The organism is Rhizobium sp. WYCCWR 11146 (genome assembly GCF_013591995.1).
GTDB lineage: Bacteria > Pseudomonadota > Alphaproteobacteria > Rhizobiales > Rhizobiaceae > Rhizobium > Rhizobium indicum.
In genome coordinates this window covers 590,475-613,566 of the sequence record NZ_JACCEY010000024.1, presented here as the reverse complement: position 1 = coordinate 613,566, position 23,092 = coordinate 590,475, and the positions used below count along the sequence as shown (strand labels likewise).

The window sequence follows — 23,092 nt, the reverse complement described above, 5'->3', positions numbered from 1 at the left end:
AAAAGGCGCCGCGATCGGATCGCGGCGCCTGTTCTGCTCTCATGCCTGCATGAAAACTCTCATTCGTCGCGATAGACCTTTTCGCGGCGTTCGTGACGCTCCTGCGCCTCGATCGACAATGTCGCGATCGGGCGGGCGTCGAGACGCTTGAGGCCGATCGGTTCGCCGGTTTCCTCGCAATAGCCGTAGGTGCCGTCGTCGATGCGCTGCATTGCCGCGTCGATCTTCGAAATCAGCTTTCTCTGCCGATCACGGGCGCGAAGTTCGATCGCCCGATCTGTTTCCGACGACGCCCGGTCGGCGAGGTCGGGATGGTTTGCGCTTTCCTCGGCCAGATGGTCGAGTGTCTCACGCGCTTCTCTAAGGATATCATTTCTCCATGCAACCAGCTTGGCCTTGAAATAGGCGCGCTGGTTTACGTTCATGAACTCTTCCTCTTCCGAGGGAACGTAATTGCTAAGATCGATCTTCTCACTCAACGCGATTCTCCTGAAGAACATCTCATCTGGCCGGGTGTATATCCCAAGCGCTAGTCGCGATTCAAGCCAAATACGACAGGTAAACAGATTTTTAAATCTGTTACAATTTTCGGCTAACGATCTATTTTGTCATGGTTATTCCGGCCGCCGTTTTTTGCTTCGCCTTCAAAACGCCGTGTTGTCAGCCACGTTTTAGGCAGTTGCGGCCTGGCTGGCGATTGACGGCGACCAATCGCAACCGCTACTGAAAAGACCCGCTCGATCCTGGATTTGCCCATGACCGTACCGCTGCCTCCGCCCAACCGCATCTATCTCCTGCGTCATGCCGAGGCCGCCTGGGCCGAACCCGGACAGCGCGATTTCGACCGACCGCTGAACGAAAAGGGCTTTGGTGATGCCGAGATCATCGCCGATAAGGCCGCCGACAAGGGCTACCGTCCCGATCTTCTGATCAGTTCGACGGCGCTGCGCTGCCGCGACACGTCAGGCGCCGTCCACCGGGCGATGGGCGTCACGCTCGACGTGCGGTATGTCGATGCGCTCTACAACGCCACGGTCGATACCTATCTCGAGATCATCGATGCGCAGGATGAGGCGGCCGTCATGCTGGTCGGCCACAATCCGACCATGGAGCAGGCGCTGGAGGCGCTGATCGGTCATGAGGCGATGGTAAGCGCCCTTCCCGGCGGCTTCCCGACGGCAGGCCTTGCCGTTGTTGATTACGACGCTTCCGCCGCCGTCTGGCGCCTCACCGATTTCGTCGTCGTCTGAAGACTTTCGCGCCGCTTCTTTTGCGGGCGGCGCGCCCTCCCTATATTGCGGGCAGTCACCAACCGGAATTGCGCCTTGCCGCCACGCCTGACATCTTTTGCCGATGACGCCCGCATCGCCTTCGACAATCTCGCCGACCGGGCGAGCGGCCTCGTCAATCCGACCGTGCGGCTCGGCGTTACCGGCCTCTCCCGCTCCGGCAAGACGGTCTTCATCTCCTCGCTGGTTCACAATCTGCTGCATGGCGGCCGCCTGCCGCTGTTCGAGCCTGTCCAATCAGGCCGCGTCTCGGCGGTGCGGCTGGAGCCGCAGCCGGATGATGCCGTGCCGCGCTTCCAGTACGAGGACCATATCCGCGCTCTGGTGAAGGACCGTATCTGGCCGGATTCGACCCGCGCCATATCAGAACTGCGCATCACGCTGGATTATCAGAGCGCCAGCGGCTGGAACCGGTTGTTTTCGCCTGGCCGCTTGTCGATCGATATCGTCGACTATCCCGGCGAATGGCTGCTCGACCTGCCGCTGCTCGGCAAGGATTATCGCACGTTCAGCGAGGAAACGATCGCGCTTGCCGAAACCGGCGTCCGCTCCGAGCTGTCGCGCCAATGGCTGGCGCTGACGCGCGCCGCCGATATCCATGCCGGCGCCGACGAGATGGTCGGCCGCGACCTCGCCACCGCCTTTGCCGACTATCTCAAAGCCTGCAAAGCCGACGAACGCTCGCTTTCCACCCTGCCGCCTGGCCGCCTGCTCCTGCCTGGCGATCTCGACGGCTCGCCGGCGTTGACCTTCGCGCCGCTGGCTCTGCCGCCGGACGGCCGTCCTGGCCGCGGTTCGCTCTGGACGATGATGGAGCGGCGCTACGAGGCCTACAAAGCGGTCGTCGTCAAACCTTTCTTCCGCGAGCATTTCGCCCGGCTCGACCGCCAGATCGTCCTGGTCGATGCGCTGCAGGCGATGAACCGCGGCCCTGAAGCCGTGCAGGATCTGGAACGCGCGCTGACCGACGTGCTCGCCTGTTTCCGCCCCGGCACCAATTCGCTGCTCTCCTCCCTGCTCGGGCGCCGCATCGACCGCGTGCTGGTCGCCGCCACCAAGGCCGATCATCTTCACCATGAAAGCCACGACCGGCTCGATGCTCTGACCCGCCGCCTGGTGGATCGCGCCATCGACCGCATCGGCATGGCCGGCGCCGGCATCGACGTCATGGCGCTTGCGTCCGTGCGCGCCACCCGTGAAGCGACCGTCAAACGTGACGGCCATGAACTGCCGGTCATCGTCGGCACGCCGATGGAGGGCGAAACCATCGCCGGCGAGCGTTTCGACGGTGAGAGAAAGACCGCGGTTTTCCCCGGCGACCTGCCGGAGGATCCGGAAAGCCTGTTCGACCGCATCGCCTCGGGCGAGACCGGCTTGCAGCTGCCCGATGTCAATGTCGTCAGGTTCCGCCCGCCGCATCTCGAAGAAACCGGCGGCGGCATCAAGCTGTCAGTACCGCATATCCGCCTCGACCGCGCCATGCAGTTCCTGTTCGGAGACCGTCTCGCATGAGCAAGCCCCCGTCCGATCCGCCGCGCCGCGCGCCCGCCGCCTTCATTTATGAGGACGAAGCCACCGAGCGGCGAGAGAACGGCCGGCAAGGAGGTGAGCGGCGCAAGCCGGAAAGCTTCTCCGAGCATATCGTCGTGACGCCTGATGAGGACGATCCTTTCCTCAATCCCGACAAGGATCTGAGCGCGGTCCCCGTTGCAGCGCCGCGCAAGCGGCGGACCTCCTTCGGCAAGATCGCCGCCGGCGCCTTCGGCATCCTGCTATCTCTGGCCATTGGCCTCTGGACCGATAGCCTGATCCGCGATCTTTTCACCCGCGCCGACTGGCTGGGCTATGCGGCCCTTGCCGTGCTGGCGGTCGGCATTCTCGCCGTGCTCGCCCTCTTCATCCGCGAAACCGTCGGCATGATGCGCCTTGCCGCCGTCCAGAAGATCAAGGCCGAAGCCGAGGCGGCGATACTCGAGACTCGGCCGGGCAAGGCGCGCGCCGTCGTCGCCCAGCTGACCACGCTGCTGTCGGCAAATCCTGAGACATCGAAGGGTCGCGCGACGCTGAAGGCGACCGAAGGCGAGGTCATTGATCCCCCGCATCTGATCGCGCTCGCCGAACGGGAACTGCTCGCTCCGCTCGACCGCAAGGCCCGCGCCCTGATCGTCAACGCCTCGAAGCGCGTCTCGATCGTTACGGCCGTCAGCCCGCGCGCCGTGGTCGACCTGCTCTACGTGCTCTACGAGGCAGTGCGCCTCATCCGTGCCATGGCCGAGCTTTACGGCGGCCGCCCCGGCACGCTCGGCATGTTCCGTCTGTTGCGGGACGTGCTGGCGCATCTGGCCGTCACGGGCTCGATCGCTGTTGGCGACAGCCTGGTCCAGCAGGTACTCGGCCACGGGCTGGCCTCGAAACTCTCGGCCCGACTCGGCGAAGGTGTCATCAACGGCCTGATGACCGCCCGCATTGGAATCGCGGCGATGGATCTCTGCCGCCCGCTTGCCTTCCACGCCCTGAAGCGGCCGGGAATCGGTGATTTCATCGGCGATCTCACCCCCTCCGTGTCGCCGCGCGGCAACAATCCTTGAACGAAGCAGCGAATCCGCAGTTTTCGCCTCCCCTTGCGTAATGCCGAAGGAATTACAGCAGATTCAATGCTTTAGTTACGATTTTCTAAAATCGATGCCGCGCGAAAGCTCTGTGTTGCCTTGCATTTCGGCACAATCGAAAGGAAGGATTAACCATTCTTCGGCAAAACTTGCAGCCAGTTCGTGAGTGGTGTTTGCCAAGGAAAATCCATGTATTCGCGCAAGTTTCTCATCGTATGCGGCTTGGCCGCCGCGGCATTGTCTCCCGTCGCAGATGTCGCACCGGCAGCCACCGCTGCAACCCGTGACAAGGCCTTCTTCGATTCCGTCGCCGGCTCCTGGAAGGGGCCCGGCGAAATCGTCGCCGGCAAGTACAAGGGCACGAAATTCACCTGCAACCTGATCGGTGAGCCCACCGGCGACAGCAGCGCCGGCATCAAGCTCGACGGCACCTGCCGCGTCGGCGTCTTCAAGCAGCCGATGACCGCCGTGATCTCGCAGTCGGGCTCGAGCTACAAGGGCAAGTTCCTCGACGGCGCCGCCGGCAAGGGCCTTGACGTCGTCTCCGGCGCCGTCAGCGAGGATACCGTCGTCGTCGGCATCAACCGTGCCAAGCTGAATGGTGCGATGATCGCCCGCGTGCGCGACGACAAGACGATGAACGTCACAGTTTCGGTCAAGGTCGAAAGCCAGATGATCCCGGTCATCGGCCTGACGCTGACCCGCCAGGTCGACGAGATGGCCGTCGGTTCCATCCAGTAGACAAGTCGCACAGCGGATTTTCCTGAAGCGGCGGGTTTCCCGCCGTTTTCCGTTTCAGTTTCCCTGCTTCAGGCGCTCAGCCACCAGTCGTGGCTGTCGTCGGCGATCTCGATGCCGGTCACCTCGGCATTCGACAGCCAGTCGCTGACCGCCCTGCCCCTGACCAGAAGACCCGGCACGATATCGGCAAGCGGCATCAGCACGAAACCGCGATCGGTCATGCGCGGATGCGGCAGTTCCAGCCGCGGTGCGTCCTGGATCACCTCGCCATAGGTCAGCACGTCGATATCGAGCGTGCGCGGACCCCAGCGCTCGATGCGCTCGCGTTTCATCTCCCGTTCGATAGACAGACAGACATCGAGCAAAGCCTCGGGCTCCAGCCTGGTCTCGACGGCAGCGCAGGCATTGAAGAAGAACGATTGGTCGGTCTTGCCCCAGGGCGGTGTGCGATAGAGCCGCGAAACCGCGCTAACTCGGCAGTCGTCCCGTCCGTCCAGCTTCTGCAGTGCCGCAGCCATCGCCTTCACGGGGTCGCCGATATTGCCGCCGAGGCCGAGTGTGGCGGATTGCAGTGCGGCCTCAGGCAAAGTGTTCAACGCTCACCTGAACGAAATCGAGCACGCCGGGCACCGGCGCGTTCGGTTTGCGCACCGTGATCTTCGCCCGCCGGATCTGCGGGAATGTCTCGCAGAGCCCCTTGGCGATATCGAGCGCCAGGGACTCGATCAGGTAGCGCCGCTTGCCGGTAACAATCTGCTCGATCACGGTGAAGGCGATGCCGTAATTGACGGTATCGTTGATCGAATCGCTTTCCAGCGCCTCGCCGGCGACGACATCGAGCTCGGCATCGACGAAGAAGCGCTGGCCGAGGAATTCCTCCTCGTCATGCACGCCGTGGCGCGCAAAGAAGGCGCAGTTCTGCAGCGTGATCGTGTAGGTGGTCATGTCGGCCGCTTCCTCTCGAATTCCTGGCGCGCATTGAGCATAGCATCGGCGATATCGAGCGCGTCCCTGTTGATTGCGACATTGTGCACGCGGAAAACCGCAGCTCCTTGAAGCCTGAGCAGCGCGCTGGTCGCAGCCGTCGCCACATCCCGCCCCTCGGCCTCCCGCCCCGTCACCGTGCCGAGGAAGCGCTTGCGCGACGTGCCGGCGAGCAGCGGCAGGCCGAAACGGGAAAGTTCGGAAAACCGCGCCATCAGCTCCAGGTTCTCCTCCGCCGTCTCCTTGGCGAAACCGAAACCCGGATCGAGCACGATGCGGTCACGGTTGACGCCTGATGCAGCGGCGATATCAAGCGATCGTTCGAGGAAATGCACCTGATCGGCAATCACATCGACAAGTTTTACCCTGTCGCGGCCGGTATGCATGATGCAGAGCCCGGCTCCGGTCACCGCAGCAATATCGGCGATATCGGGCTCCTTCTGCAGCCCGAAGACGTCGTTGACGATGTGGGCGCCAGCGCTGATGGCAAGTCGCGCCGTCTCGGCGCGATAGGTGTCGATCGAGATCAGCGCCTGGGTGCGGCCGCGCAGTGCCTCGATGACCGGCAGCACGCGCGCCTGCTCCTCGGAAGGGCTGACGGTTGCTGCGTTCGGCCGGGTCGATTCGCCGCCGATATCGATAATGCCGGCACCCTCGCTCACCGCCCGCAACGCCTGTTCGACCGCCGCATCGACGGTTTCAAAGCGTCCGCCGTCGGAGAAGGAGTCCGGCGTCACGTTGATGATCGCCATGATCACCGAACGACGGCCGAGTTCGATCTCCCGGCCATGGCCGACACGCCATATGATGCCTTCGAGCCCTGTCACCAGACTTATCCCATTGATGACGAAAAAAGCGCCATCTGATATTGCGCTTGGGGTGGCTATGCCCCAAGCTCCTGTCGATTTCAACACGGGTTGCGTTCAGAATGCCGCTTGCAGTGCGTTATATGGTCGTTCCTATCGCCTTTTCCATTGCTCTTTCCCTTTGCAGCCCGTCGGCAGCCGAAGTGATCGCATCGAAAAGCTATTCCTATTTCGACATTCGAGGCAAAACCGCGGATGAGCTCGACCGCGAACTCAGCCGGCGCGGCCCAACGGCGAGCGGTTCCTCGGCACGCCACCCCGGCGCTACGAAGATCCGCTTCGGCGGCGAGGCAACCTATATTCAGAATAACGGGCGCTGCCGTGTCGGCAACGTCAAGGTCACGGTCCACACCCAGATCATCCTGCCGCGCTGGAGCAGCCGCAAGGGCGCCAGCAAGGAGCTGTCGATGATCTGGGACGCGCTGTCGAGCGATATCAAGCGCCACGAGGAGCGCCATGCCGAGATCGCCCGCGACCAGGCCCGCGCCATGGAGCGCGCCATCCGGGCGCTGCCGCAGCAGCGCAGCTGCGAAGCCATGCAGGAACTCGTCTCCGGCGAATCAGCTCGCGGTATAGAGGAGCACGACCGGCAGCAGGCGCGATTCGACCGGGTCGAGGCGGTCAATTTCCAGAAGCGCATGCTGAGGTTGCTGAACAATCGAATCAATGGTCGAGCCGGCGCAAAATAAGGCTTTTTCAGTCTGATTGCGAGCGGAAACCCTTAGCTGCATAACGAAACTTGTGCGAAACTTGCACCCTCCCCAGCGATTCACTGGTCATTTTTCATCCTGGCAGACTCAACCGGAACGCGTTAATATGAACACATTCGAAAGTTCAGGTACGGCATCTGCACTTTCATCGCTGGGTTCTCCTGGCGCGTTCCGAAGCCGCGGATGTTCCTCCCTCATCCGTAGGTAATGCGCCCGCCTCGCCTCGCTCGCTCTAGCGCGCGAGGCGTCTTTTTTTGCTATCGAATTTTTCGACGACGTTTGAAGCGCAGCGTGCTTCAGGCTTGGCGTTCCGGCACGTGCACCACAAGCCCGTCATAGACAGCCTTCATCCGGATCTGACAGGACAGCCGCGAGGTCGGGCGCACATCGAAGGCGAAGTCGAGCATGTCCTCTTCCATCGCTTCCGGCTGGCCGACCTTCTCCGTCCACTCCTCGTCGACATAGACATGACAGGTCGCGCAGGCGCAGGCGCCGCCGCATTCGGCCTCAATGCCGGGCACCGAATTGCGCACGGCATTCTCCATCACGGTGGAGCCTTGGTCGACGTCGAGGTCGAAGCGCGTGCCGTCGAAGGCGACGATGGTAAGTTTTGGCATCAGGACTATTTCCGGTCTTCAGGTGGGTGGGCGGATTTTCTTCCGACAATTCGACGCATCAGTCAACATTGGGAAATCCGCGACAGCCTCGCAGATCGGCCCTTCGCCCGCCGTCTTCAAAGCGTCATAAGAGACGTCGCAAAAAGACCCGCGGTTCCGCAATGGAACAACGGGCCTCGATCGAACGGTATCTTATGCACGTCGCCCAAAAGTACGCAGCGGTTTTGGCACAACGACATCTACCGAATAAACTTGGAGATCAGCCGCGGCAGAGCTTCAGGATGAAATTCTCGGCGTCGATGACGGCGGCACCGAGCGCTGCCGTCGCGCCGGCATCACCACCGTTTTCCTCGACGGCTTCCGCTGTCTGCGACACGCGGAACGCGCCGACCGAGCTTGCCGCGCCCTTCAGCCGATGCGCGGCTGCGCCGATACGGATGGTTTCGCCGCTGGCAATATCCTGCAGGCATGCACGGGCTTGGCGCGCGAACATCTGAAGGACTTCGAGTTCCAGCGTCTTGTCGCCCATCGTCTGCTTTGCGAGATGGACGAGATCGATCGGCCGGACCTTTGAGGGACACGGTCCCTTTGCATTATCCGGCGCCTCGAATACGATGTTCAATGCTGCCATCTGGGCTGCCATTGCCAATTCTCCCGTCTCTGTCGTCCGCAGTTGCAACAGTTCTGCGACAGGAGGGTGGCCATCACGTTAAATTCCGGCACAGTCAGGGCGGAAATCTCTCCATATGGTTAACATCCGTTAAATATCCCTAAACTATTGGCTTTTAAGCCGCGCCTGGGATTCAAAGGTGTTAACAACAGGTTAACGTGCCGTGAATCTCAAGCCTTCATTAATTGTGTGAAGAGCCCAGATGTGTCACTACGATACTGGTGGAGCGGGTTTATGGTACGCGCCTTTGCCGAGCGAGTGGATAATGGTAGTGTTTTGATACCTTCCGTTTGAAAAAGCGGCTATCTACTCTGAAATGACATGCTTATCCGTCCTTCGTTGGGATGGAAGGCTGGAACGGCAAAGTTGTTCCCGGGTGAGGCGGAAGCCCAGGAAGCGCTGTCGGACTGGCTGACAGTAACGAGGCATAACCGAATGGCGAACAACAAATATAACGAGTCGATTGAGGACAAGGCGTTCAAGGCATTGGACGAGGCGCTCCAGATCGACTTCAGCAAGGATAACGTACCGTCTCGCCGCGGCGACGCGCCCCAGGCCCCGGAGGCTAATGTGTCTGATCCAGTAAATGCGCGTAACCAGCAGGCCCAGGAAGAAGCGCAGCGCCGCAGCCGCCGCGGTGCCGCCGGCGAGCAGGCTTCCAGGGGTCCGGCGTTCGCGCCCGCCAACGATGCCAGCCGCAATACGCCCGCCTCGATCCTGAAATCCTTTGACGGCGCCTCCAGCCGCTCGGCGGTGCGCACCGCCACCCTGTTTTCCGTGCTTTGGGTCATGGCCGGCCTCGGCCTGATGTCGCTGCTTTATGCTCCGCAGATCTGGCAGATCCGTTCGCTCGCCGATCTCGTCGCCCTGCCCGGCGTCATTGCCGGCCTCGTCGGCATCATCATTCCTGTGATGATGTTCTATGCTTTCGCCATCATGATCTCCCGCGCCCAGGACATGCGCAACGCCGCCCGCTCCATGGCAGAGGTGGCATTGCGCCTGGCAGAGCCGGAAACCATCGCCTCCGAGCGTATCATGACCGTCGGCCAGGCCGTGCGCCGTGAGGTCTCGGCCATGAATGAAGGCATCGAGCGCACCATCGCGCGTGCCTCGGAGCTGGAAACGCTCGTCCATTCCGAAGTCAATGCGCTTGAACGTTCTTATGCCGACAACGAGTTGCGCGTTCGCGGTCTCGTCCACGAACTCGGCTCCGAGCGCGAGGCGATCGTCAACCATGCCGACCGTATCCGCACCTCGATCGGCAGCGTCCACGACCAGTTGAAGGAAGAGCTGTCGCTTGCGACCGAAGAGATCGCGGTGCGGCTTGCCACATCGGGCGAAGCCTTCGCCTCGCTGATCGATACACGCGCCGCGACGATCCTGGAAAAATCGGACAGCGCCCTGCAGTCGATGGGCAGCCTGCTCGCAGCCAAGACCGATACCCTGCTGCAGACCCTGAACGCATCGGGTTTTGCGCTGGCCACCGAATTCGACAACCGCCTCGAAGCCCTCTCCGTCAATCTCAACGACCATGGCGAAAGGCTGCTCAGCCAGTTCGAGACGCGCGCCTCGACCATGGACAGCAGCACCGAAAAGCTGAATGCGGCGCTGAATGAGCGTACGCACCAGCTCAACGAGATCCTGATCGCCCGCACCCGCGAGATCAATGAGAGCCTGACGTCAGGCGAACGCACGATCGGCGGCACGCTCGACGACGTGCTGTCGAAGCTGAACAGCGCGCTCGACGAAAAGGGCGCAAGCTTCCGCCAGAGCCTGCAGACCACCGCCGACGACGCCGTCATGGATCTCGACGTGCGCTCCGGCTTCTTTGAGGAGCGGCTGCAGACGACCGTCGCCCAGCTGTCGACCGCCTTCGACGAACGCGTCTCCGAATTCACCAGCGCCTTCGACAAACGCACCGGCTCGCTCGACACCAAGCTGATGGAGAGCCTCGCCCGTATCAACGAAACGCTGACCGGCGGCTCGGATTCGATCGACGGCATTCTGAATTCCGGCATCGACCGGCTCGGTTCGTCGATATCAGACCAGTCGCTGGCGCTCGCCACCGCGCTCGCCACCGGCCACGAAGTGTTGGAAAGCACGCTCGGCAATCGGGCGGACGAAATCACCGCGGCACTCACCAGCCGCACCGGCGAACTGACCTCGGCGCTGCAGAGCGCCACTTCGGAAATTGCGCTGACGCTTGCGACTGGCACCTCCGAGCTGCAGAACAACCTTCAGACACGCTCGGCCGAATTCCGCGACACGCTGCGCACCACCACCACCGATCTGACGACTGCCGTTGCCGCTGGCACCGAGCAGGTGACCGCTGCCTTCGGCGGTCGCGCCGAGGAACTGAGCGGCGTGCTTACCGCCCGTGCGACCGAAATCAGCGAGGCGCTCGGCACGGCCCATGGCCGTATCGACAGCGTCATGGCAGAGCGCGGCGGCGCACTGCTCCAGGCGCTGACCACTCATCACGGCCGCTTCGAGGAAGCGCTGACGACCCGCTCCGACGCCATCATCAATGCCGTCTCGGGTACCCATGACCGTCTTGCCGAGACGCTCGACGAAAAGGCGATGGCGCTTGCCATCTCTCTGAACGAGAGCCAGGCCCGCATCGAGGACACGCTCGAGACACGCTCCGAAGCTCTGTTGAACGCCGTCTCCGGCACCCATGATCGTCTCTCCGAGACGCTCGACGAGAAGGCGATGGCGCTCGCCATTTCGCTCAGCGAAAACCAGGCCCGCATCGAAGATACGCTCGAGACGCGCTCCGAGGCCTTCCTCAACGCTGTGTCTGGCACGCATGATCGCCTGTCGGAAACGCTGGACAGCAAGGCGGCGGCCCTTACGACCTCGCTCGACGAGCGCCATGCCCGCATCGAGGATGCACTTGGAACGCGCGCCGAGGCACTGCTGAACACTGTATCCGGCACGCGCGACCGTCTTGCCGAGACGCTCGACGAAAAGGCGATGGCGCTCGCCATGTCCTTGAACGAGAGCCATGCCCGTATCGAGGAGACGCTCGAAACCCGTTCCGCCGCCCTGCTGAACGCCGTCTCCGGCACCCATGATCGTCTCTCGGAGACTCTGGACGGCAAGGCGGCAGCTTTTGCCACCTCGCTGAGCGAAGGCCAGGCCCGTATCGAGAATACGCTCGAAACCCGCTCCGCAGCGCTGCTGAACGCCGTCTCCGGCACCCATGATCGCCTCTCCGAGACGCTGGACGAAAAGGCGATGGCCCTCGCCATTTCGCTCAACGAAACCCAGACGCGGATCGAAGACACCCTGGAAACCCGCTCGGCGGCCCTGCTGAATGCGGTCTCCGGCACGCATGACCGTCTGTCCGAGACGCTGGACGAGAAGGCGATGACACTCGCCATCTCGCTCAATGAGAGCCAGTCGCGGATCGAAGAGACGCTGGAAGCACGCTCCGAAGCCTTCCTCAAGGCCGTGTCCGGCACGCACGACCGTCTCTCGGAAACGCTCGACGAAAAGGCGACGGCGATCGCCGCCTCCCTGAACGAGGGCCAGAGCCGCCTACAGGATACGCTGGAGAGCCGCTCGGAATCCTTCCTGAATGCAGTCTCCGCCACCCACGACCGCCTGTCCGAGACGCTCGACGATCGGGCGATGGCGCTTGCCATCTCGCTGAACGAGAGCCAGAGCCGTCTCGAGGAGACGCTGACAACAGGCGCCGATGCGATCACCAATGCGGTCTCCGGCACGCATTACGGCCTGAACGGTGTACTCGACCAGAAGGCCGCCACCCTCGCCGCCTCGCTGAGCGAAGGCCAGGCCCGCCTCGAGGAAGCCTTGGGCCACCGCACCGCCGCGATCATCGGCGCCGTGACGGCAACCCACGATCGGCTCACCGATACGCTCGACGAAAAGACCATGGCGCTCGCCATTTCGCTCGATGATAACCAGAGCCGCTTCGACAGTGTGCTCGAAGCCCGCAGCAACGCCATCATGGAGGCCGTCTCCGGTGCCGAGGCACGAGTCGCCGGCGCCTTCTCAGACAAGACCGATGCGATCCGCACCGCCTACACCGACAATCAGCAGCGGCTCGAAAATGCGCTTTCCGAGCATAGCGCCGCCCTCTCGGGCGTTCTCGATGCCGGCGGCAACCGCTTCGAGGATCTCGTCGGCGGCTTGACCGGCCGCATCGAAGGTCGTCTGACCGATGCACATACACGGCTCGGGGGCCTCGCCGACGAGGCCGCGGCTCGTATCGAGGGCGGGCTCGCCTCTGCCCATGAGCGCATCCGTACGACGCTCGAAGACCGCGCCAACGCCATCGACCTATCGCTGAACCAGGCCCATGCGCTGATCAGCGATACGCTGGCCGAACAGGCGACCAGCATCGGCACCTCGGTCGCGACGAGTGTTGGCATGCTCGAATTGTCGCTGGAGCACCGTGAAGCTGCGATCCGCGAGGCGATCGATGCCGGCGCCCAGACATTGGAAGATCGCATGCATGCCGGCGCCGGCCAGATCGCCGGCCGCTTCCAGGAGGCGGCAAACGCGATTTCGAGTTCCACTCAGAATTTCTCCGCCCATCTCGATCGGTCGGTCGAAAGCCTGACGGGCCGTTTTGAAGAAACCGGATCCCGCGTGGAATCCGGTCTTGCGGCGATCGAGACCCGCATCCGCGACGGCGTCGGCGGCGTTGCCGAAAAGGTCGAAGCGGCCAGCGGCCAGCTGTCCGGCGTGCTTGCCGACGGCGTCTCCCGTATCGGCGCGCTCAGCGACGACGCCACGCAGCGCATCTCGGCGACGCTCGAAGGCAGTGCTGCAAACCTCACCCAGGCGATCGACAGCCGCACCGCCAATCTGGCCGAGACGCTGGACAGCCGCACCACCAGCCTGACCGGCGCCATCGACGGCCGCACCGCGAGCCTCGGCGAAACTCTTGACCGCGGCAATGAACGCATCGAGGAACGCCTCTCCACCATGGACCGTGCGTTGACCGTCGGTCTCGAGGCTGTCAACCGCACCATCGAAGGCAAGGCCGCCGGTCTCGCCTCGACGCTGCGCAGCGCGGTTGCCGACGCAGCCCAGGGAATGGAAGGCGAAGCGACGAGAACCACCGAACTGCTTGGCAAGACCGGCCAGCAATTCGCCGAGGATCTCAATACGAAAAGCGACGAATTCACCCGCACCATGGATGAGCGCTCGTCGCAGATCGTCACCCGCGTCGCCGAAGCGCAGAACCGGCTGGCAAGCCAGGCCGCTGCCGTCGCCCAGACATTCTCGGAAGCCGGCAACGCCATCGTCAACAAGGTCGCCGAGGCCGAGACCATCGTCGGCACGCAAGTCAATGCCATCTCCAAGGTGCTGTCGGATGCCGGCCAGTCTCTGGAGACACGCGGCAATGCCATCCGCTCGACGCTGTCGGGCGCCGGCAGCGAGATTTCCACCACCATGGCGGATGTCGACCGGGCGCTCGAAGCCCGCAGCAGCGCCATCCGCTCCAATCTCGAGGAGCGCGCCCGCGAGATCGATACGACGTTCTCGGAAATCGACCGGGCGCTCGAAGCGCGTGGCAACTCGATCCGCTCGACGCTCGAGGAGCGCACCCGCGACCTCAACTCGATGCTATCAGGCCGCTCCGTCGAATTGACCCGCATCCTCGACGAAACGGCCCGCCCGATCATCGACCGCTACACCGATGCCGGCGAGCAGGCTGCCGCCCGCATCACCGCCGCGGCCAACCTCAGCGCCGACCGCCTGCGCGCCGAAAACGAAGCGCTCGCCAGCGCCGTTGCCGCGCGCACCGAGAATGTCGCCAATGCCGTCAGCGCCATCGAGAACAGTCTGGTCGGCAACGTCAACGGCCTCGTCGAGCGCATGTCGGAAAGCAGTGCGGCGATGGCGATGATGATGAACCGCGCCGCCGAGCAGCTGACCAGCGTCGACGGCCGTCTCGGCGATACCACCGCGCGTTTTGCCGACTCCGCCACCAAGGCCGCTGAAATGGTCTCCGCCTCGACCAGGCTTCTCGAAGGCAAGGTCGACCGCCTCTCCGACATCTCGGGCCAGACGCTGGCACAGGTCGGCGGCATCATCGGCCGCTTCGACGAACACTCCAAGGTTCTGACCCAGGCTTCGCAGCTTCTCGGCGCCGCCCAGTCCAACCTCGCCTCGACGCTCGAAGAGCGTGAGAGCGCGCTGCAGACGCTCTCGGTCGGCCTCGTCTCGCGCTCGGCCGAGATCGAAAAGACCATGCAAGGCCTCGGCAGCATGATCGAGACCGTGTTCGAGCGGGCAGAGCAACGCTCCAACCAGGTTACCGGCAATTTGCGCCAGGGCGTGCAGTCCTCCTTCGCCGATATCGGCCGCATTCTCACCGAAACCGAGAAGCGCGCCCAGGAAGCGGCAGAGACGATGCGCGAGGCGATCACCCGCGCCGGCGACGAGGCCAATACGACGATCGACGGCACCTTTGCCAATGTCGAGCGCCGTTCCGGCGATCTCTCCAATCGCATTCGCGGCGGGCTCACCGCCTCGCTGTCGGAAGTCGAGCGCATGCTCGGCGAAGCCGGCCGCGCCTCCGACGGTGCCGCCCAGCACATGCGGGAAGCGCTGCGCGAGGCAATCGATGATGCCGTCGGCCGCTTCTCCGGCGCCACCGAGGATATCCGCCGTTCCGCCGCCGACATCCGCAGCGAGCTCGACGCCACCCGCGCCGAACTGAAGCGCGGCGCCTTCGATCTTCCCGAGGAAGCCAAGGAAAGCGCCTCGGCCATGCGCCGGGCCGTCGCCGAGCAGATCAAGGCGCTGCAGGATATCTCCCAGCTCGTCGGCCGCTCCAGCCAGCAGCTCGAGATCTCCGAGCCCGTCGCCCGCACGCTCGTCCAGGTGCAGCCGGCCCCGCGTCCCGCCCAGCCGGTCGCAGCCCAGCAGCCGCAGCCGGCAGCGCCGCCGCCGATCGAAGCGACAGGTCTGCGCGGAACGATCGCACCGTCTGCGCCGGCTGCCGCCCCCCAGCGCGCCGCGCCGCAGCCTGCCCCCAATCGACAGGAAACAGGGCGCCAGGAAACAGGTCGCCCGGAAACAGGTCGCCAAGAGCCGGCTCGTCCGGAAAGCGGCGGTTGGATTAGCGATCTGCTGCGTGGCGCATCGCGTGAGGACGCCGCCGACGAGGCCGCGGCCGCCCGTGTTCCCGCCCGCCCGGCGGAAACTGCCGCACCGGCGGCGCGCAGCAATGACAGCCGCAATCCGCGCCACGTCGTCGAATCGCTGAACTCGCTCTCGGTCGATATCGCCCGCGCCATCGATCACGACGCTTCGGTCGATCTCTGGCGCCGTTATCAGCGCGGCGAGCGCGACGTCTTCACCCGCCGCCTCTACACGCTGAAGGGCCAGCAGACCTTCGACGAGATCAAGCGCAAATACGACCGCGAACCGGAGTTCCGCACCGCCGTCGACCGCTACATCGGTGATTTCGAAAAGCTTCTCGCCGACGTCGCCCGCACCGACCCGAACCGCACGGTGACGCAGTCCTACCTCACCTCGGATACGGGCAAGGTCTACACCATGCTCGCTCATGCCGCAGGCAGGCTCGGCTGAGCCTGACTGGTACCCACCGATTGGAAAGCCGCTTGACCACGTGTCGGGCGGCTTTCGCTCTGTGAAGCGAGTGTTATCCATTCGCCATCCAGCCCACGGAAGCCTCTCCCGAATGACCAAGGCCCTTCTGATCATCGACGTACAGAATGTGATCCTCTCCGGAAAAGCCTCGCCAGAGCGGCAGCCTCAAGTCGATGCCGCACTCGACGAGACCGTCGCACGGCTGGCCGCGCTACAGGAAAAAGCTCGGCAGGCGGGCGCGCCGATCGTACTCGTTCAGCATGATGGCGACAGCGGCCATCGATTGGCTGTCGGCACGCCGGGTTGGGCGCTGCGCGACGAGATCGCGCCGAGGCAGGCCGAGGTCGTTGTGCGCAAGAAAAGCGCCGACTCCTTCTTCGAGACCGATCTTGCAGAACGCCTGGACAAACGATCGGTCACTCACCTCGTCGTCGGTGGATGCATGTCGCAATTCTGTGTCGACACGACAGTCAGGCGAGCCGTGTCGCTCGGATATGATGTGACGTTGATTGTCGATGGTCACACGACTGGCGACACGGCGACCTTCACTTTCTCCGAGATCATTGCCCATCACAATGAAACACTCGATGGTTTTGATGCGGGCAAGGCGACGGTAGAAATTCGCCCCGCCGCCGAGATCGACTTTTCATAAATTTTCGGACGCACGAGAACCGGGACCGCTTGGCGGTCCCGGTTTCCGATATCTCACCGATCGGCCGCTATGTTCCAGTTGTAAACGCAGCGATCGAGGCCGATGGCGATCTCAAGCACAAGCACGTCGTGGTCGACGGCCGCTCCCTTCTTCGGCTGCGCCCGGTAGCGCTGCGGGAAATCCGTGCGTCGCGAGAGCGAGCAGACTTCCATCCATTTGTCGCCATTGTCGACCTCGATATCGACAGTCACTTCGGAATAGGCCGGCAGCCGGTCGGAGGGTACGATCCGCGTCGGCAGATGGATCAGCGATGCGATCATCCGGCGGACCGGCTCGATGCAGGCGGCGTGATAGTCGTTGCCGCTGTCGGTCGTGAAGGCACATTGAAATTCGAGCTGCCAGAATTCCTTCAGCCGCATGTGTTTGCTCGGCTGTTCCTGCTCGCGACGATAGGATCTGCCGGCCTGCCAGACGCAGAGCGGCAGCCGTGTCTTCGAGTGATTGCCGAGAATATGCTGCATGTAGACGTAGGTCGACGGCGTGGTTTCCGGCCGCAGCACCAGCGCGGTATCGCTGGTAGAGAGTTGTTCCTGGATCCAGATATCGGCGTTCGAATAGGCGCTCGAAACCAGCGACCGCGGCATCAGCGCCGGCGCCTCGACCCTCCTGATATCCCAGGCCGGATTGACGGATCTGAGAAAACTGCGGACCTCTTGCGAGAAGAAGCCGATCATATGATCGCGCAAATGGATCTCGCGCTCCTCCCAATGGACGAGCGAATTGACATGATAAATATTGAGCACGGTGCCTGTCTCCCTGGCAACCTTGATTGACGTGGTGAGGGGCTTTACGTCCAGCAGCGCGCCGGACGCCTGGCGCCCTGACGTCACAGCAGGACGCGAAGACCTCGTCCGCCAAGAGCGCGCACGATCGCGACCTGCAGGCAGGTGCTGATATGACGGGAGAAAGGCGCGCGCTTCATGCTCATGGCGCGTTTTTTACGTGCCGTGCGCATCATTGTCAAAACCGAAGAGGGTGAGACAAAAGGAATCAGCTGTGGATGACCCTTTTTTATTGCCCGCTGTCCTTCATTCCGTCACAAACTTTTCTGATCCGCTCACATTCAAACAAACGGCTCACTCCACCATCCAAACGACAGAGACAGCAACATTGATGACCAAGACGACATCCAGGCTCCTTGCCACCGCGCTCTCTTCCTTTTTCCTGATGGGCGCTTTCACTCAGGTTCAGGCAGGCCAGGCAAGCTTCGTCGTGGATGTGCAGTCCGGCCAGGTCCTCGAAGGTTCCAACCAGGACGATCTGAACTATCCGGCGTCGCTGACCAAAATGATGACGCTCTATCTCGCCTTCGAGGCCCTGCATGACGGACGCCTCAACTGGGACCAGAAGCTCACCATGTCTGAGAATGCCGAGAGCAAGGAGCCCTTCAAGCTCGCTGTCGGCGCCGGCCGCAAGGTGACGCTGCGCGAAGCGGTCGAAGGAATTGTCGTGCTCTCCGCCAATGATGCGGCTGTGGCGATCGCTGAACAGCTTGGCGGCTCCGAACAGGTTTTCGCCAAGGCGATGACCGACAAGGCACGCCAACTCGGTATGAAGGATACGGTCTTCAAGAATCCGTCGGGCCTTCCCGATCCGGAGCAGGTCACCACAGCGCGGGACATGGCGACACTCGGCGTTTCGCTGATGCGGGACTTCCCCGAAGAGTTCAAGCTCTTCTCCATGCGCGGCTTCCAGTTCCGCGGCATGAAGCTGCGCGGCCACAACAACCTCATGTATCGCTATGACGGCGTCGACGGCATCAAGACCGGCTACACCGATGCATCGGGCTACAATGTCGTGACCTCGGCGCTGAAGGATGGCCGCCGCGTGGTCGGCGTCGTCATGGGCGAAAAGACTGCGAGCATACGCGACGACAAAATGGCAAGCTTGCTGGACAGCACCCTGTCGCCGTCATCAAGCGCCACAGCTTCCACGACGCCAGGCACGCAGCCGGGCGCGACGATGACGGATTCGCAACCGACGAAATAGGCCCGATGAGCGGAGACTTGCCGGCAGGATCTTGCCGACGGGTTATCTGAACGCGACTTCCAGATGCTGCCGGTCTTGCGCGATCACCCTGCAATTCGTTTCGAAACCTTCGCCTTTGATGGTCAGGATGAATTCCGAAGGAATGCCTGATGTATTGGAGACTGAAATGCCGGCGCTCTCCGAGCCTATGGTTTTGACGGTGCAGTCGATGGTCGAACGCCGATCGTTGAACAGGATCGAACCCGCCTTCAGCACCCGCCGTCGAGCCCCAATGGCGTGATCGGCGTGGATGGAACTCCACGACACGCAACGATTCCGTCCGCCATGCTTGGCCTGATACATTGCCGCATCCGCCTGAGCCAGCAAGGTCTCGATCTCCTTGCTGACGATCGAGAGTGCCGACGTTCCGAAGCTGGCAGTAACGGTCAGGGCGCCATGATCGCCACGTATGATCTGAGAGGCGATGGCGGCTCTGAGTTTCTCCGCGACCGCGGCAGCACCTTCCCGATCGACATGCGGCAGGATGACGGCAAATTCCTCGCCGCCAAGGCGGCCGAACAGATCACCGGCTCGAAGGGTCGTCTTGCAGGTCGATGCCACCGCCTTGAGGACCTCGTCTCCGGCGGCATGTCCATGGGTATCATTCACCTTTTTGAAATGGTCGATATCGAAGACGATGCATGAGAGGTCGTGCTTGTGCCGCAGAGCGAGCGAAATGAGCTGATCGGCCTCCTGCTTGAAGGCACGCCGTGTCATCGCCTCGGTCAGGCTGTCGATCGCGGCCGACTGCATCAGCTCGATGCGGTCCATCGCGACCCCTGCCAGTTCCTCGAGAATGCCGAGATCTCTGTTGCCGAACGATCTTGGCCTGCGGTCGATTGCGCATACCGTTCCGATCATGTGCCCGGCTTTTGTTCTCAACGGCACACCGGCATAAAAACGAATATTGTCCTCGCCCGTCACCGAAGGATGCTGTGAAAACCGCGAGTCCTTGGTGGCGTCCTGCACGACAACAGGCCTTTCACAGTCCACGACGTAGCGGCAGAACGTGTCTTCGCGCGACACCTCGTCGGCCGAAAGGCCGGAGCAAGCCTTGTACCATTGCCGATGCGCATCGATCAGTGAGACGATGCCGATGTCGATGGAAAAGATCTCCTTTATCAGGCGTACGATCCGCTCGAAGCCCTCGTCTCTCGGCGTGTCGAGCAGATCGAGCTGTTGCAGCGCAGCCAGGCGATCATTTTCGCGCTGGATCGCCTCCGATGACGATTTCCCGAATACTCGCGCAACCACCATGCAGCATTCCTCCTGAAAGGGACTACATGATGCGTTCCATAAATTCGTGAAGAAATTGAATACGATGACGACCCCTATGCCATGGGATCAAATATTTTTCACAATCGACAACCCCCGATATTCACGGGGCGGCATCGAAATTCAAATTCAAATTGAGCGCAGCGTCCAGCTGACGATCTCGGAGGCGACGTTGGAGAAGGCGCGGTCGAGGCCTTTGACGAAGCCGTCATTGTCGCCGCCGGCCGGCGCCATGGCGCGGAACACCTGCTGGGCGCGCACCGAGCCGTTGCGATCATTGAGGATCTTGGCGGAAATTTCGACCACCGCCTGGTTGCCGTGCGAAGCGTCGATCTCGAAGGCGCGGATATCGGTGACAATCTGGTAGTCGATCGCCAGCCCCTGCCCCGGCATGCCGACGCCGCCGAGCTTGCCCGAGTTCTCGAAGGCTTCCACCAGCTTCGACTGCACTATGCGCGGCAGCTTGTCGCCCCACTGCGCCTTTGAGAGATACTGGATTTCCGAAGGCGAAACACGGATGACGATCTGCTCGCTGTCGAGCGACCTTAGCGCCGTCGGGCTGGCGATCAGGATCTGGCGGGATTTGGCCGCGGGTCCACTGCCGTCGACGGCAGCGGGCAGGTCATAGGTGTCGTTCTTGGCCGCGGTGCCGCACCCCGAAAGGATCAGCGCCGTCAGCGGCAGCGCGATCACCGTTCCCCTGATCCGTGAACGGCGCGACAACAAATGCGATGCGACCATATTAGGCTACCCCTGATTTCCCAGTTAACGCCGCGTCCGGCCGTCATATTGCTTCACCGTGTCCCCGCCGAAGATCAGGCGTTGCGGATTGCGGTCGAAGTTGGTGATCGTATCGTTCAGATTGCTGACGGTTCCGCGCATGTCGTTGACGAGAGTCTGCACGTCGCGCAAGCCGCCGCTCGAGAATTTCTGCAGATTGTCGGCAATCGGTCCAATGCGCGAATTCAGGTTGTCGGCGACCTTCTTGAAGGATTCCAGCGTATTGCGCGCCTCGGTGAACAGCGATTGCGTATTGTCGGTGCCAAGCAGCGCATCGACCTTGATGAGAATGCCGTCGATGCGGGTCGAGGCCGAATTCAGCTTGTTGGAAAGCTGCGATACGTCCTGGATCGTCTGGTCAATATCTTTCTGACGCGCCGAAACCGTGTTGGCGACCTCGCGGATCGAGGCGACGGCGGCGCGCGCATCCTTGGTCGCCTGCGCGATGTCGTCCACGGAACCCTTTACCTTCGCCGGGTCGATCTGGGCAACGAGCGTATCGACGCGGTCGAGTGTCGCCTGCGCCTGCTTGCCGAAATCGTTGAAGGTTGTGGCCGTCTGGTCGAACTTCTGGATCGCGCCCTTGAGGTCGCCGGAGGCATCGGCGACATTAGCGGTAATCTTCTCGGCATTGGAGACGATGTTATCGATCTTTTGCGCATCGACCGCCTTGACCAGCGACTCGACGGCTTGAAGCGTCGAATCGACACGGCCGGAGACCGCCTTCACCGTATTGGAGAGCTCACCCACGCTCTGCAGGAAGGCGTCGATATTGCCGGAATTCTTGGCAAGCGCATCCGAAAACGTCTCGGCATTCTTGAAAGTCTCGGTCAACGGCCCGCGCGAATCTTCGATGAAACCCTGAAGCTCGCCGACCGCGTCGTTGGCGCGATCGAGGATCTTGTCGGCGGTCGCCAGAAGATTGGTGACGCTCGATTGGTCGGCAACGATGACGGCGCGTTTGCCGTTATCGATCGCATGCTGGAGGATGCTTTCCTCGCCCTTGCGGCCGCCCGAGAGTTCGATATAGGCAGCCCCGGTCAAACCCTGGATTTCAAGGGCGGCCTTGGTGGAGGGGTAGATCGGCGCATCGGTGCGCACCTGGGTGAAGGCCAGCGAATATTGCGGATCGTCGGCATCGATCGACAGCGTCTGCACCGAGCCGATCTGGATGCCGTTGAAGCGCACCGGCGAGCCGACGCTGAGACCGTTGGCCGAGCCCGGAATACGAACGATCAGTTCCGTCATCGGGCCGCCGCGGCCATATTCGGCCATCCAGTAGACGAAGCCAAAGGCAGCCGCGATCACCAGCACCGTGAAAAAACCGACAATCGTGTAATTGGCTTTGGTTTCCATCTTATCCGGTCACTTTCCGCTGCTGTCGTGCCGCGCGGCAGCATCGTTCTGCGGCACAATCGACCGCGCGCGTTTGCCCTTGAAATAGGCCTGCACCCACGGATCGTCATAGGCCAGCATGTCGTCGATCGTGCCTTCCACCATTACTCGCTTCTTTCCGAGCACGGCAATACGGTCGCAGACCGAAAACAGGCTGTCGAGGTCGTGCGTCACCATATACACGGTCAATCCCAGACTATCGCGCAGGTTGGCGATCAGTTCGTCGAATTCGGCCGCACCGATCGGGTCGAGGCCGGAGGTCGGCTCGTCCAGGAAGACGAGTTCCGGATCGAGTGACAGTGCGCGGGCAAGGGCTGCGCGCTTGATCATGCCGCCGGACAGTTCGGATGGATATTTGTCGGCGGCATCGGCTGCAAGCCCGACCATACGGATCTTCAAATGCGCCAATTCGTCCATCAGCGAGGTCGGCAGGTCGAGATATTCGCGCATCGGCACCTGGATGTTTTCCTTGACCGTCAGCGACGAGAACAGCGCTCCCTGCTGGAACAGCACGCCGAGCCGCATGTCGAGGGCGTTGCGCTGCGGTTCATCGAGCTCGTCGAAATCCTGGCCGAGGATCTTGATCGTGCCGGAGCGGCGCGGCAGCAGCCGGAGCACCGTGCGCATCAGCACCGATTTACCCGTGCCCGACGCGCCGACGAAGCCGAGGATCTCGCCGCGGTAGATATTGAGGTTCAGATTGTCGAGCACGACCTTGGAGCCGAAGCCGACGGTGACGTCGCGCGCCGACAGCACGATGTCCCTTTCGTCCTTGTCTTCCGTATCGATCGGTTTCTCGTCCACGCGGTCCGCCATC

The 23,092-nt window shown here is 62.4% G+C and carries 20 protein-coding genes; 8 read left to right on the top strand and 12 right to left on the bottom strand.

Annotation, left to right across the window (positions count from 1 at the left end):
- Positions 1-59: 59 nt before the first annotated feature.
- On the bottom strand, positions 60-479 hold the full coding sequence (gene dksA / locus HX899_RS22735) for an RNA polymerase-binding protein DksA (protein ID WP_181293454.1): 420 nt from the start codon (positions 477-479) through the stop codon (positions 60-62).
- A 276-nt stretch (positions 480-755) separates the two neighbouring features.
- Between dksA and HX899_RS22730 the strand changes: the two genes are divergently transcribed.
- The 3 genes from HX899_RS22730 to HX899_RS22720 all read left to right on the top strand — a co-directional run bounded on the left by HX899_RS22730 (position 756) and on the right by HX899_RS22720 (position 3,877).
- Positions 756-1,250 carry a histidine phosphatase family protein gene (locus HX899_RS22730; protein ID WP_181293453.1) on the top strand — a complete coding sequence of 165 codons (495 nt, stop codon included), beginning with the start codon at positions 756-758 and terminating at the stop codon, positions 1,248-1,250.
- A 75-nt stretch (positions 1,251-1,325) separates the two neighbouring features.
- Positions 1,326-2,801 carry a YcjX family protein gene (locus HX899_RS22725; protein ID WP_181293452.1) on the top strand — a complete coding sequence of 492 codons (1,476 nt, stop codon included), beginning with the start codon at positions 1,326-1,328 and terminating at the stop codon, positions 2,799-2,801.
- Entirely contained in the window at positions 2,798-3,877 is a 1,080-nt protein-coding gene (locus HX899_RS22720) for a YcjF family protein (RefSeq protein ID WP_181293451.1), read from the top strand. The genes HX899_RS22725 and HX899_RS22720 overlap by 4 nt, the downstream gene beginning before the upstream one ends.
- Before the next feature lie 75 nt (positions 3,878-3,952).
- Here HX899_RS22720 and HX899_RS35460 read toward each other — a convergent pair whose 3' ends face one another.
- A complete protein-coding gene (locus tag HX899_RS35460; RefSeq protein ID WP_281385509.1) occupies positions 3,953-4,078 on the bottom strand; it encodes a hypothetical protein in 126 nt (41 codons plus the stop codon).
- Positions 4,079-4,087: 9 nt separating this feature from the next.
- Here HX899_RS35460 and HX899_RS22715 point away from each other — a divergent pair, with 9 nt between their 5' ends.
- Entirely contained in the window at positions 4,088-4,639 is a 552-nt protein-coding gene (locus HX899_RS22715) for a hypothetical protein (protein WP_003540146.1), read from the top strand.
- A gap of 68 nt (positions 4,640-4,707) precedes the next feature.
- Here HX899_RS22715 and folK read toward each other — a convergent pair whose 3' ends face one another.
- The 3 genes from folK to folP are packed head-to-tail and all read right to left on the bottom strand — an operon-like array spanning position 4,708 to position 6,450.
- Positions 4,708-5,226: a 2-amino-4-hydroxy-6-hydroxymethyldihydropteridine diphosphokinase gene (gene folK / locus HX899_RS22710; protein ID WP_181293544.1), complete on the bottom strand. Its 519-nt coding sequence runs from the start codon at positions 5,224-5,226 to the stop codon at positions 4,708-4,710.
- Entirely contained in the window at positions 5,219-5,584 is a 366-nt protein-coding gene (folB, locus tag HX899_RS22705; protein ID WP_003540148.1) for a dihydroneopterin aldolase, read from the bottom strand. The genes folK and folB overlap by 8 nt, the downstream gene beginning before the upstream one ends.
- Complete coding sequence (folP, locus tag HX899_RS22700; RefSeq protein ID WP_181293450.1) at positions 5,581-6,450, bottom strand: dihydropteroate synthase; 870 nt, start codon at positions 6,448-6,450, stop codon at positions 5,581-5,583. Before folP ends, folB begins: the two co-directional genes overlap by 4 nt.
- Positions 6,451-6,551: 101 nt before the next feature.
- Here folP and HX899_RS22695 point away from each other — a divergent pair, with 101 nt between their 5' ends.
- Positions 6,552-7,178, top strand: coding sequence for a DUF922 domain-containing Zn-dependent protease (locus HX899_RS22695; RefSeq protein WP_164045830.1), 627 nt, complete (start codon positions 6,552-6,554; stop codon positions 7,176-7,178).
- A gap of 317 nt (positions 7,179-7,495) precedes the next feature.
- On the opposite strand, the gene HX899_RS22690 is transcribed toward HX899_RS22695, so the two are convergent.
- Both HX899_RS22690 and HX899_RS22685 read right to left on the bottom strand, forming a co-directional pair.
- Positions 7,496-7,816, bottom strand: a complete 321-nt coding sequence (locus HX899_RS22690) for a 2Fe-2S iron-sulfur cluster-binding protein (RefSeq protein ID WP_003540151.1) — start codon at positions 7,814-7,816, stop codon at positions 7,496-7,498.
- Between the two features lie 259 nt (positions 7,817-8,075).
- The gene (locus HX899_RS22685) at positions 8,076-8,459 is read right to left on the bottom strand and encodes an Hpt domain-containing protein (RefSeq protein WP_003540152.1); all 384 of its coding nucleotides are present in this window, start codon (positions 8,457-8,459) and stop codon (positions 8,076-8,078) included.
- A 462-nt stretch (positions 8,460-8,921) separates the two neighbouring features.
- On the opposite strand from HX899_RS22685, the gene HX899_RS22680 reads away from it, so the two are divergent.
- Together HX899_RS22680 and HX899_RS22675 are read left to right on the top strand one after the other, a co-directional pair.
- Positions 8,922-16,064: a hypothetical protein gene (locus tag HX899_RS22680; protein WP_181293449.1), complete on the top strand. Its 7,143-nt coding sequence runs from the start codon at positions 8,922-8,924 to the stop codon at positions 16,062-16,064.
- Between the two features lie 112 nt (positions 16,065-16,176).
- Positions 16,177-16,737 carry a cysteine hydrolase family protein gene (locus HX899_RS22675; protein ID WP_181293543.1) on the top strand — a complete coding sequence of 187 codons (561 nt, stop codon included), beginning with the start codon at positions 16,177-16,179 and terminating at the stop codon, positions 16,735-16,737.
- 53 nt (positions 16,738-16,790) lie between these two features.
- Here HX899_RS22675 and HX899_RS22670 read toward each other — a convergent pair whose 3' ends face one another.
- Complete coding sequence (locus tag HX899_RS22670; protein WP_181293448.1) at positions 16,791-17,540, bottom strand: aminoacyl--tRNA ligase-related protein; 750 nt, start codon at positions 17,538-17,540, stop codon at positions 16,791-16,793.
- Between the two features lie 370 nt (positions 17,541-17,910).
- On the opposite strand from HX899_RS22670, the gene HX899_RS22665 reads away from it, so the two are divergent.
- The gene (locus HX899_RS22665) at positions 17,911-18,786 is read left to right on the top strand and encodes a D-alanyl-D-alanine carboxypeptidase family protein (RefSeq protein ID WP_180194082.1); all 876 of its coding nucleotides are present in this window, start codon (positions 17,911-17,913) and stop codon (positions 18,784-18,786) included.
- A gap of 42 nt (positions 18,787-18,828) precedes the next feature.
- Here HX899_RS22665 and HX899_RS22660 read toward each other — a convergent pair whose 3' ends face one another.
- From HX899_RS22660 to HX899_RS22645, 4 genes are all read right to left on the bottom strand, one after another.
- Positions 18,829-20,082 carry a sensor domain-containing diguanylate cyclase gene (locus tag HX899_RS22660; protein WP_181293447.1) on the bottom strand — a complete coding sequence of 418 codons (1,254 nt, stop codon included), beginning with the start codon at positions 20,080-20,082 and terminating at the stop codon, positions 18,829-18,831.
- Positions 20,083-20,229: 147 nt separating this feature from the next.
- The gene (locus tag HX899_RS22655) at positions 20,230-20,841 is read right to left on the bottom strand and encodes an ABC-type transport auxiliary lipoprotein family protein (RefSeq protein ID WP_181293446.1); all 612 of its coding nucleotides are present in this window, start codon (positions 20,839-20,841) and stop codon (positions 20,230-20,232) included.
- Positions 20,842-20,865: 24 nt separating this feature from the next.
- The gene (locus tag HX899_RS22650) at positions 20,866-22,236 is read right to left on the bottom strand and encodes an MlaD family protein (protein WP_029875480.1); all 1,371 of its coding nucleotides are present in this window, start codon (positions 22,234-22,236) and stop codon (positions 20,866-20,868) included.
- 9 nt (positions 22,237-22,245) lie between these two features.
- A complete protein-coding gene (locus tag HX899_RS22645) occupies positions 22,246-23,091 on the bottom strand; it encodes an ABC transporter ATP-binding protein (RefSeq protein WP_018445167.1) in 846 nt (281 codons plus the stop codon).
- Between the last annotated feature and the right edge of the window lies 1 nt (position 23,092).